Source organism: Paraburkholderia sp. J69-1 (genome assembly GCF_905220255.1).
Taxonomy (GTDB): Bacteria; Pseudomonadota; Gammaproteobacteria; order Burkholderiales; family Burkholderiaceae; genus Paraburkholderia.
This window is the reverse complement of the sequence record NZ_CAJMZG010000030.1, coordinates 94,665-106,375: the sequence shown is the minus strand read 5'-3', so window position 1 is coordinate 106,375 and position 11,711 is coordinate 94,665. Positions and strand designations below refer to the sequence as shown.

Genomic DNA, 11,711 nt, shown 5'->3' with positions numbered 1-11,711 from the left:
AAGTGGTTTGGCGAACCCGAATTCGATCAGGTTTACGCAGAGTAGTATCAGCTCGACTTTCTCGGATGGATCCTCTTTGCAGGATGCAATCGGAGCGCCGCAATTGGGGGTTTTGTCTCCCAGCGATTTGCCGCCGATCAGCGTATATGAACAGGACGGGTTAATCTATAGCCTTGATAATCGCCGCTTGTTTGTGACGTCACAGGCCGGAACGATGGTTAACATCACGCCTGCAACACCTCAGCAAGTGACGAGCCAAGCGTGGAAATTCACAACGCCAAATCAAGGGTGAATCATATGCTTTCGTGGCGTTCCCAAAGAGTAGAGGCTAGGTTGCTATCGAAGCAAATTAACGACGTTGACTCAAAAGAGCAGTTGGCAGATTTCGTTGCCGCTCTAGCAAGAGACTTGCAGGAAAATTCGAGGGATTGGGAAAACGTTAGCCTCGACAGGTTTCTCGGTGCTATGGCGGCTTGGGTTCGCGACATGGACGAGTACTACAAGAACACGGGACAGCCGATTCCGGATACGCCTACGTGGCGAACGTTCGCTGACATCTTGTTTGCAGCCCGAGTGTACGAATAGATTTGCTGGAGCAGGATAGGTGCGCACCGGAAATTCCCCGGACAGCAGCAGAGAAACCAACCCGGCCACGAGCCGGGTTGGTGCTTTATGGCGTCGGCGTGCGTGTCGGTGCGGCTGCTGATTTGCTCCACCTAGCTAGACATCCCTCTCGCCACCTCGCGGCGTGCATCCTCGTCGAGGTGCATTTGCCGGATTCCGTCGATCGCGCAGCGCAGCCAGGCATCGGCAATTACGCGATGTTCGTCGTGTGGCTGGTTGGCCGGTGCGGGCGTGGAATTGCCCAATTGTTCGGGGTGTTTCATTCTGAAACGTTCCCCTGAATAGCTACAGACATTACGCACGCCACAAAGCGCGTGAAAATCGGCCTGTACGCCTTGCTGGTACTGGGTTTTGACGTTACACAAAAAAGTGTAGCAAACCGTACCGGGAGCCGGCGAATGGCCCGAAGCCCATACGGGGCAAGGGTGGGCCGAGTATTTCAGATGGAAACGTCTGGTACCCGCGTCCGCTTGCTGTTTTTCAATTGCGTTCAATGCTGGTGCTGTAGTGTGTGCCCCCCGAAGGCTCACCCATCCTGTTACGCTGAAGTTCCCATGTCGCTAGCTCTTTTTCGATGAACGCGGCAGGACAGCTTGCATTGGCTTGCGTGAAATCATAATGCGCGTCGGATATTGACCCGCGTGCCAGAAGCCATTCGCCTAGGTAGGCGTTGGCTTCGCATAGTCGCTCATTGCGATCATTGCCGCTTTGCTCGACGACGGACATAACCTTAGCAATTGTCGAGTTGCCCATGTAGAGAGCGAGAATCGGGTAGGGCCAGAGATCAGCGTCGAGCCTATTTGCTTGTGCTGACAGCGCACGCTGGTCGTCCGTGCCCAGTTTCAGAGCGATGATGTGACGCCAGATAGCGACGTAGTAGCGCCTCTGGTCGGAACTATCAAGTTTCTTTTCGCGATACAGGCGTTGCCAATCGCTGAGATCCGCATCGGCTTGTTGAAGGTTCCCTGTGTAAACGTTCAATTTTGCGCGGCCAAAAAGAAGTTCACCATCGTCCGGGTTCGCTCGACTTACAAATTCGTATTCACGCGCTGCATCGGCATAGCGACCAAGCTCGGTCTCGTCGTCCGCTAGGTAGCGGCGAGTGGTCTCGTCGTCGGATTTCGCCCGAAGTATGCTCTGATATTCGTCAATCGCCGACGCGTAGTCGCCTCTTCCTTCAAAGGTGAAGGCACGCTCTTGACGTAGTGAAACAGAATTTGGTATCAGTTTGATTGCGCTAGCAAGCATATCGAGAGATTGTTGGGATTGCCCTGTGCTTACCAGCGCGCGTGAGAGGAGTAGGTAGCTGCGTGCTGTGGTGGGCGCAACGCGGGTTGCTTCGGTGAAGTCGGCAATTGCGGCGGCGTTGTCGTGTCTTGCCTCGTACGCGAGGCCGCGTAGTCTAAGCAGCAGATCGTTGGTCGGATCAAGCTTAATGGCGCTCGAGTAGTCGGCAATTGCTGATGACCAGTTGCCGGTTGCTTCCAAAGCTTGGCCTCGGCCCTCAAGAACTCGCACATTGGTTGGTGTCACCTTCAATATCGACGTGTAAATATCTATGGCCTCGACGAATTTATGTTTTTTCTTAAGGAGCAAGGCACTGGCGATCTTGATATCCGTGTTGCCTGGGTCAAGCTTGAAAGCGCGATTTAGTTCAGCCTGAGCATCGTCCAGTTGGCCGGAAACGAGCAGGATTTGTGCTTTGTCGATATGCGCAGCGATTGCGGATGGTGCCAACCCGATTGCGGTGTTGTAATCCTTCAGCGCGGCTTGTGAATCGTCTTTCCATTGATATGCATTGCCTCGGGACACGTAGGTAGTGGCGCGTTGATCGCCGACCGAGATAGCGTGGTTGAGGCAATCGATCGCCAGGTCATACTGTTTGAGTTTGATATACAGATTGCCGAGGTTCACCCAAGCATGAACATCCCATGCGTTGAGTTGTACGGCAGCGGCGTAGTCTCCCCGGGCTGCGTCGAGTTCACCGATGTTGAGAAAAGCCATGCCGCGGTTGTTGAATGCGGCGGCCGTTGGATTGAGTGAGATTGCGCGGCTGTATGCGTGGATTGACGCGAGATACTGTTTACCGTAAAACGCCGTCTCGCCCATCACGAAATACAGTCGAGATCTGATGCGCGAAGTGAGTTCGGGGTTGTCGCTGAGGGCGCGGCCAAAAATCGCATTGGCTTGCGGGTTGTGCCGATAACGTAGGACTTCGTTGCTGACATCAACTGGCTGACTCAAGACCGCATACGCAATTGCGGGCAAAAGTAATGCCGTCAGTATCAATGTTCGATAGATTTTCATTATTCTCCATGCTGAGAATGCCGCTCATCGGAGTTGCGACTGGGGCTAAACTTGTAACTCAGAACGCGCGGACACCGTAAATTGTTGATGCACGTGCTCGTCTGAGTCCCCTAGGGAGTGGTTTCGACGCTCTACGGGGATGGCGTTCATTGTAGCTCTCAAAGGGGATAGCCGGATGCGCGAGTGCAGGTAGGGCACCATGCTTGTTCTCGGGCGCAATAGCGGGCAATCGGTGTCTGCGTGCGACCGCCGAAACCGTTGCTCTAGGCTCCAGCATTTCTCGCACGATGGCCAATTTCTCTTGAGCCTAACGTCACTGACGATGCCCAGACTCGGTCAAAGCTTCAAAGTTCGCCTTTACACATCCGAGATGTCTCAGGGGCACAAATCCAAACCGTATTGGCTTGGACAATTGGTGTTGCACGCGCGGTTCTCGGAACATCGTCGAATACCGACAGCTACGGTCAACGGTACTCCGGCGTACATAGTGCTGGATGTGCGCGTGCAGCCGGGGCGAAGTGCGGTTGCTCAATCGTTAGTCAGCTATGGTGCGAGTTGCGGTGTGACGGTAACGATTAAGGTGTATCCATAATGACACACGGTAGAACGGAAGAGTTAAAGCTCGTCTTTGCGCTGAATGACCCTACGGGTTCAGCAGAGATGGTCTTGGGCGAAGACAAAGTAAAATTTCAACCAAGAACGGGTTCCGTTGCACCGCTCGATGCACTTAACCTGCTCATTGGCAGGATGCAGGTGCTCGGCATCGAAGCGACGTTCATCGACGGGCGGAAGTCCATCTCTATAGCCACTCTCAGGAAGCGGGTCGAGACGAAAGGCACACGGGGACACTTGGAGACAGATCGCCTTTCTCTCCAATACGGGGTAGCGGGGTCCTACGACCATTGTTTCGTTTCAATCCGTGAGAAGGTAGCAAATGCGGCCGGCGAATGGGACACACCGGCGACTCCGTTTGTCGGTTTAGACGGGTTTGTCGAAGGGGGGCAGATGTTGAATACAACCACTGGCAAAACGCGAAGGACCCAATTGAGTATGAATCTGCTGGTCGTGACTTCTCGCACTTGCCGATGAAATCGAATGGCCTGCCGCCCCCGCTTGAGCAGATGGAGATCGATACATCACATAATCCAGGGCGCTGGGTGTTGCGATCAGGTTATGTCGAGGCTATCGGGTCGACTATGTGGTTCAGTGAGTTGTTTTGGCAGCGAGTCGGAAGGGATAGCAAGATTTGCGTGAATTCCGCGGAATGGCTTCACACAGATGAACCAGTGAGGGGGATTTCAAAGCTTCGAACACACTGTTTCATTTCCGAAGAAACTGCTGATATCCAGAATCGGCTGAGGGCGTGCTTGTACAGTTAGCCAATGCACCAAGTTGCACGCTGATCTTTCGAGGTAGGGCTTTGTTACCACAAACAGCGCAACATCGGGAGCGAGTGGTTTAGGTCAATACGGAGAAGTATTCTCGTCTTCGACGAATGCAGCGGGCGGAGAGGTTTGGACGTCTGTAGGCGATATCTCGCAAATCGACTTTGCGATTCTCGTTAATGGCGGGTTGTATTCTGGCGACGTAAATATCATCAGCGGTGTCCATGGACAGTTGAATGGCAGCACGATTCCGGATTTGAGCTTGTATGAGGCCGATATGGCGAGGTTCGGGAACGTGCCCGGAGTGAGTGTCTATAATTTCTCCGAGATGACGCCATCGCAAATCACCAACCTTCTCAATGGAAAAGGAACACGATCGGCGGCTTCTGTAACAGCGGTGTATGCCTTGCTCCATATAAGTGAGCGAGCAATTGGGCGAGGGAAACGTGAAGCTTTATTGCGCCATAATTTGGGTACGCGACTCGGACCAACCGGGTAAGCGCATCAGTGTTCTTGCTGAAAACCTCCGTGAAGCAAAGGATAAGCTGGAGTCAGAATATGGCGAAGGCAATGTCTTTGATCTTCACAATGAGAAGGATGCGGAGCGTCGGCGTTGAAATGCGGCGTTGCTATGAAACGAACCCGGCCGCGAGTCGGGTTCGTGCTTTCTGGAGTCGGCGAAGGTGGCGGCGCTGCTGTTGATTCGCTCGATTCGCCGTCGTCCGCGCGCCGGTGCTGACCCGCTAGAAAATCCTTTTCGCGACCTCGCGGCGGAAGTCCTCGTTGAGGTGCATTTGCTGTATTCCGTAGATCGCGAAGCGCAGCTAGGCATTGGCAATTACGCGATGTTCATCGTGTCGGCGGTCGGCCGGCGCGGGCGTAGAATTGCCCAATTGTCCGGTCAGTATCTTGATCAGAGCGGCAACCTGATCCCGAACAACGTTCCACTCGTTGGGCCGAATAAAGCGACGCAAACAGGCGTTGCGTCGGGCGTGCGAAATGGCTTAACGCACTTCAGCAATACCGATCCGGTCAAGTAAGGGGGTATGCCATGCGGATGCAGGAATCTCTGGTGTTGATGGATGAAGGGGCAGTCGCATTACGCTTGTCAGGTCCGTTATCGGAGTGGTTGTTCTCGTTGAGATTTTGGTCCGACTTCAACGCCAAACACGGCACTATGTTTGATCAATTTGAAGAGGACGAGGCTGACGTGACGGTAGTCAATGCAGTCATTGAAGCTTTAGATGTCAGGATGAGTGCTTTGCAGAATCTGGTCACGGATAACATTGAGTTCGTATATCTTTGGACATCGGAACACGAGCCCCTTAAAGCGAGCGTATCGAGAGAGTTGTTGCTGTCAGAGCTAACGAGGTTTCGCGATTTCCTTGTTGACGCGGTGGCGAAGAGTCGCGGTGTGACCTTCTCGCTTTGAGCGTTCTGCGTACGGGCAGCGCAGGATAGGCGAATATGTTGTGACAACTGGTACGCCAATCAAGCAAGCACCTATGACGGCAATTTATGCTATTTGCATAATGTCGTTCATGCACCGTAAGTGCGGGTCCACCTACAACTCCACAGCGATAGCTTGATGAATCGTTATACTGATAGCAGCGTTCGACGTCGGGACCTACGTCACAGAATCCAACGAACAGAAAAATGAGCAAGCCCCAAGACACTAGTCAAGTGCCGTCTGAATCAACAGCTGACATCATCAATCGCATCTCCGGCGGCGGGCATCTGCGAACTATCAGAGACGCACTCAAGAACGGTCACGCATCGGTAATGATTGGTGCGGGTTTTAGCTTGAATGCTCAAGGAGGGGAGCGACTTCCTACATGGAGCCAGCTCGTTGACAGTTTGCTGGGCGACCTATACTCGAACCAGCCTGCCCGGGAAGATGCCAAAAGGCGTCTCGGCGGGACAAGTGGCATGTTACGCCTCGCCGAAGAATATGAGGCTGTCCGTGGACGCGCCCAGTTGGATGCCCGGCTGCAGGAATTGCTACCTGACGCTGGCATAGTCGCCCCGGGTGACCTGCATACCAAATTGCTTTCCTTGTATTGGAGCGACGTCTATACGACGAATTATGACACTCTTCTTGAACGGGCACTCGACGCGGACCGGACGCGTTTCAACCCACGCATCAAACCTCGTTATCAAATAGTTGTCGCCGGCGACGATGTTCCGTATTCCAAGCGTAACGGACGACCTCGCATAGTGAAGCTGCATGGCAGTCTGAGAGCTGGTACCAAGCTAATCGTTACAGAGGAAGACTATCGTCGTTACCCGTCCTTATATGGACCATTTGTCAATACAGTGCAGCAGTCCATGCTGGAGAACGTGTTTTGCCTAATTGGGTTCTCTGGTGACGACCCCAATTTCTTGCTCTGGACTGGCTGGGCTCGTGACCATCTCGGTGATAAGGCTCCGCCCATTTACCTGATTACTCTGAGCCCCGTCTCAGAAGGTCAGCGTCTCATACTCGAAAAGCGAAAGATTTTCCCCATTGACATTGCTGAACTCGGAAAGCGGGACGGTCGAACCGACTATGGTAAGGCGCTTGGGGAACTTCTGAGCTATTGGCAGGAGGAGCCACCTCTTCGTCGAGCGAAATGGCCCTACCACAGTCCAGGAAACGAGCTAAGAGACATGAATCCGACGGTCTCGCAGCTAGTCGAATGGACAGTGGTCGCCCAGCGCAACAGGCGCGACTACCCTGGATGGCTAGTAGCTCCAAGCGACAACCGTGAACGTCTCCAGAACGTTTCGTCGGTCTGGCGCGTATTGGCAACACTAAAGAAGGAATCGGCCGCCGCTCCAAATTGGTTGAAACTCGTCATTTTGGAGGAGGTCAATTGGATTTTTGAAGCAACATTGATGAGGCTGAATATTCCAGCAGCCGCGCTCCTCACTGATGCGTTGGTCAGCACCAACGTTGTCGAAGCTAAGCTACTTACGGGTCTTTCCGAGGTCGCCGCGACGCTGCTTCCCTCTGACGATGAACTTGAACGCATCCGATTCAGACTGACTGTCGCAATGCTTCGCGACTCGCGCGAGGACAATGACGGAAAACGTTTCCGAGAGTGGGAAGCGGCACTTTCACGGCTCCTAGCCGGTGAGATGCCGGCCGAGCTCCAGTGCATGTTCCTTCACGAGCGCATATTGTTCTGTCTTGAGCATGACGCTAAGCCAGCGGCAATCGATTTACTCAACGAACTCTCTATTGTGGCTACGCGTGGCGTTGACCCATATTGGCGCATCCGTGTCGGTGCACTATTCGGAGAAGTCGGTGTCGTTCGCCGGGCCTACGACATCGCAAAGGGCGGACTACAGGCTATTCGGCTTGCTATTCAGTTTGAAGGTGAGACCGCATATCTAGTTTCAAGGGAGCAATGGTCTGAATGGCTTCTCAGTGCGCTTGAATTCGCTGCCGAGGACGTTGACAGTCCGCGACGACGATTGGCCGTAAATCCGTCGGACGACGGGCACTGGTCTCCAGAACCGGGACTCAGGGCGCGAATCGAACAGGAAGAAAGAAAGCCTGCCGAGTCAGTAGAGAAAGACAAGTTGGAACGTGACGAGAGTTCCCGCGATAACGTCGAGCATCCAAATTTCCTCATGGATAAGGTTCGATTTGAACTGGATATTGCTGAAGAGGTTTTGGATGCTTCTGCAGTCAAGATTGACTCAACGAGCCTATCTGGGAGCGAGCAACGTCCTTTCATTCGAAAAGAGGCCATTGAAGCCGCAACAACCTACGTCCGCCTGATCGAGCACGCGTCGCTGCCGCCATCAATTGGACGAATCTCGTTTACGACTAAAAGTTTGCTCACCTGCTTCCGAATATTGGCGCTTTCTAGCGGGTCAACCACTAGCATGCGGATTTTCGCGCGCGCAAGCGGAGGTGACGCAAGAAGCTCCGCTGAAGCACTTGAGCTTCCAGCTATTTCTGCGTTGGCGAAAGATTCCGCTGAGCAAATCTTCCGTCAAGCGTTGGCTGCGATGCAGTCCATCACTGCCGACACCAGTTGGGAGGAGCATTCCGCTTCGCCGCTTAAGTTCCTCATGGACGTGGCATCGCGAGTCGCTTTTCGTCTTGAACCGGAGCACGCTGTGGAGCTCTGTGAACTCGCGATACGCCTGTTTAAATCGAAGGCCATACGCGACGACTACTCATTCCATAGTCACTACTCGAGTTTCTTTGCGCGTGCAGTGCGCCTTCTACCGACCGCAGAGTTCCGACGGCTTGGTCCTCAGATGCTTTCGCTTTCCTCGAATGACGTTCGATACCTCGAACGTCATTCGTGGCCTGACGTCGCACAGATTCTACGGCCGCCCCGCAAAATTCAGCCCAGCGCTGACTGGCACGCGACGGTGAATGTTGCTTTGGACGATTTTGCGCGGTTATCGCCCACAGAACAACCGACGGAGGCGAGCGAGTGCGTCAGACGCCTAGACTGGCTGCTCGGGGCCGGCCTGATGACGGCGAAGCAAAAGACGCGCCTTGCTCAATTGTTGTGGCGCGACGTCGCAATCGGAGACGTTCCGAAATTCCCGACGTTCTATGAGGCGGCGTTTATATGCTGGCCAATGCCCCACGGACGCGGAAGCAAGGACGCAATCTTCCGCCACTGGCTTGAGCACGAAAGCATTGATGCAGTCGAAAAGATGACTGACGTAATGGGTGAGCAAAAATTGTCGATGAGTGGGCCACACGAGGGATTCCTCGTTGGACTACTGCTCACAGTGAATAAGGGTGTGAACTTCCCTTGGTGCGAAGACGGCCTGCTTCAGGTGATCGAGAAACTGCGTGTCTGGTGGAATGATGAGGGCAAGCGGCTGGTGAACCGAGCTGTTTCGGATTCAGGGCGATTCAGTACCCGAGAATTCGTCGCACCGCGGCTCCAAATGATTTCACAGGTCATTCACCGAGTCATCAGTGACCGCATCACGTTAGACACCGTTCAAGCACACAACTTAGATAGCTGGTTTCAAGAATTATGGGAGGCGGGCGTGTCGATTGACTCACCACCGGTCTGGCTTTTGTTTGCGTGCATTCGCTGGTGGCCTGACCGAATCGACGCCGTGCTGGACCTCGCAATCCACGTCATTGACAGCAATCAAAATCAGTACGTAGTAGCCAGAGCGCTGGTCGCTGCCGGCACCTGGGTCAAAGAGACGAGTTTGCTGACACCGGCAACGCAACGCTATATTCAGTTTCTCATTGATGGCCTACACAGCTGTCCAGAGCATCTCTTGGAACAGAAGCTCAACTCCATCACAGAACTTCTCGAGTTCGCCAATAAATCACATTTCGACGTCCATCGGACCTCCCTTTTAGTTCACTTGTGCTCATTGCTTTTCGATTTGGAAAATCCGCAACGGGGCGAAAAGGTACCTTCAAATCCGTACACCCTGCCACTAATTCGCGTCGCCGTCGTCCGAGCGCTTGCTGCACTGGGTAAATACGTCAAAGAATGCCAAGATGACCCTAACTGGATAGCAGCCATGGAATTGGCTCGCCATGATTCACTGCTGCTGGTAAGGAGAGAAGTTCCTTGACTCAGGGCGCGGTCTGCGAGACAGGTTCGTCCAGTCCAGCTCTCCGCGCCTGACCCGATTCTCGATAGGCATCCTTGCGCAGCTTGTGCTCCTAGCAGTCCATCGAGAAGGCCAGTTACTATTATGTTCGGAACTCGACGAAGACACGAGCATGACCACTCTGCCGGCTGCTCTCGCCCGAAAGACCATGCATTAAGTCTTCAAAACCTTTCGAACTCATATACCTGTGCACCTTAGTGGGCGCCCTGGATCTTAAAGTCAGTCAATAATTGAAGCCAAGCGTAGCGGTAGATAGGACAATACTCGCTGCGAAACTAACAAATCGCAGCCGGAATTCCGCTGCGCGAGCACGCTATTGACAACGCGAACGATAGGAGATGCCTTGATTTTTACGCCTAACGCTACATATGGAAAAGCCCGAACCCGTGCTGAATTGCATTTTACCGGCGGATTTCGAGGATTCCAGCAGCCTGAAGGCTGGGTTATCGCGCCGATGCTGATAGATGAAAACTTGAGAGCAGTAGGTCCGTTTCAATTGGAGGAGATTCGAGGAATTGCAAGAGAATTGGACGTTTCTATACTCGGCATCAACGAATTGAGCATCATGGAGAACCAACCAGAATATCAGGTTTGGATGGACATTTCGGCTTTAGGTGAAGGCCAAGGTCCGAGTGCTGCGGACCTCTGGAGTTCAATCTCGGCGAACGCTCGTAGGGCGAGCGAAGCTGACTATGCAGATCTAGCGAGTAACATTGCTGCATCGTTGCGTGCCGCCGATATACGCATTCGCGATGCATCTCATCAGTACCATATTCAGCTAATTCCAGCACTGCAGCGGAAGCAGATCGCTGGCCGCCGGTTCACCAATTTAGCAATGGCAGATTTGTTCCTCGCATTTCATTCTCTTTTGGTCGAACTATGCGCGGCCCGGGACTATTTGGCCGCGATCGTGGCTCGACATCTCGGAGCTGGCGCCAATGTCGACAGCATGGCGAAGCTCGATGGTTGGACAAAGAGGACTGCTAACGCGGATACCAAGGACGATGTCTTGGTTCGCGAGTTGATGGAAGACTACAAAGAACAGAGATGGTTGGCCGAGCTCACCGAGTACCGCAATAGGGTTCTCCATCGCGAGCCGATGGGGGCAGGAGGTATCAAGCGCGGCGCAATGCTTGTGGAATTGAATACGCGTATGGGATCTGTCCAAAAGTTGTACCTTGCTATTCCGGCCGCGTTTGACGCGGATCGGACTGTTGACGCTCTGGGGCACTTGTCCTCTTTGCATCAGAAAATGCAAAGTTTAGCCAAACGCATTAGCATGCATGCGCTCTTTCCCGGCAAGCCCATAGATGTAGTCGTTCAGAGGTAGGCAGTGAGAAAACCTTAGTGTCGGTAGGATCGGGATAGCCGAATGGAGCTACCTGTTGTGGCCCGGCCATTATCGAAGAGGTCATTAGGGGGCATGGGATCTTCTCGTCGATCGTGCTCACCTTGCAGGATAGTTCAGACCGATTCGAGCTCCATCGAATCGAGGTGGAGCGTGTCGAGAATGACCGACTGGCAGCGTGGCTAGAACGTGAGGCGTTCATTCGATATCCGGAGCGGGGAGGCCCGGGGGCATCGGACACGTTCTACTTTGATGTAAAGGGCGGCTGATTATCAGCACGCGTCGTGTCGCTAGCCCCGAATAACGTTGATCGTTGACCGAACTGGTCTCGCAAGGCGAACCTGGCAGCGCTAGCACGCGCAAATGGCCTGATCAAAGCACGAGTGAGCCGATTCGGCTCAAAACGCGCAGCACGCCGTATTGGATGGGACACTCTTCAAGAGAAC

6 protein-coding genes and 1 pseudogene are annotated in these 11,711 nt (G+C 53.6%); 5 read left to right on the top strand and 2 right to left on the bottom strand.

Translation table 11 applies throughout. The features are described 5' to 3' along the window. Nucleotides 1-292: pseudogene (locus U5A67_RS36880) on the top strand (hemagglutinin); the annotation flags it as partial. 424 nt (nt 293-716) lie between these two features. Here the strand turns inward: U5A67_RS36880 and U5A67_RS36875 are convergent. Beyond that, nucleotides 717-1,118, bottom strand: coding sequence for a hypothetical protein (locus tag U5A67_RS36875; protein ID WP_321818208.1), 402 nt, complete (start codon nt 1,116-1,118; stop codon nt 717-719). Further along, entirely contained in the window at nt 1,105-2,931 is a 1,827-nt protein-coding gene (locus U5A67_RS36870; protein ID WP_321818207.1) for a tetratricopeptide repeat protein, read from the bottom strand. Before U5A67_RS36870 ends, U5A67_RS36875 begins: the two co-directional genes overlap by 14 nt. Before the next feature lie 2,068 nt (nt 2,932-4,999). Between U5A67_RS36870 and U5A67_RS36860 the strand changes: the two genes are divergently transcribed. The 4 genes from U5A67_RS36860 (at nt 5,000) to U5A67_RS36845 (ending at nt 11,247) form a co-directional block, all read left to right on the top strand. Further along, nucleotides 5,000-5,356 carry a hypothetical protein gene (locus U5A67_RS36860; protein WP_321818205.1) on the top strand — a complete coding sequence of 119 codons (357 nt, stop codon included), beginning with the start codon at nt 5,000-5,002 and terminating at the stop codon, nt 5,354-5,356. A gap of 11 nt (nt 5,357-5,367) precedes the next feature. Further along, nucleotides 5,368-5,748 (top strand): hypothetical protein, encoded by a 381-nt coding sequence (locus U5A67_RS36855; RefSeq protein WP_321818204.1) that lies wholly within the window; start codon nt 5,368-5,370, stop codon nt 5,746-5,748. A gap of 224 nt (nt 5,749-5,972) precedes the next feature. Beyond that, nucleotides 5,973-9,878 carry an SIR2 family protein gene (locus U5A67_RS36850; protein WP_321818203.1) on the top strand — a complete coding sequence of 1,302 codons (3,906 nt, stop codon included), beginning with the start codon at nt 5,973-5,975 and terminating at the stop codon, nt 9,876-9,878. Nucleotides 9,879-10,260: 382 nt separating this feature from the next. Beyond that, nucleotides 10,261-11,247, top strand: coding sequence for a hypothetical protein (locus tag U5A67_RS36845; RefSeq protein WP_321818202.1), 987 nt, complete (start codon nt 10,261-10,263; stop codon nt 11,245-11,247). Nucleotides 11,248-11,711: the final 464 nt, after the last annotated feature.

What these genes read in the sequence shown, in the direction of transcription:
- U5A67_RS36855 (WP_321818204.1), top strand. Translation starts at nt 5,368, where the DNA reads ATGCGGATGCAGGAATCTCTGGTGTTGATGGATGAAGGGGCAGTCGCA.
- U5A67_RS36850 (WP_321818203.1), top strand. Translation starts at nt 5,973, where the DNA reads ATGAGCAAGCCCCAAGACACTAGTCAAGTGCCGTCTGAATCAACAGCT.
- U5A67_RS36870 (WP_321818207.1), bottom strand. Translation starts at nt 2,931, where the DNA reads ATGAAAATCTATCGAACATTGATACTGACGGCATTACTTTTGCCCGCA.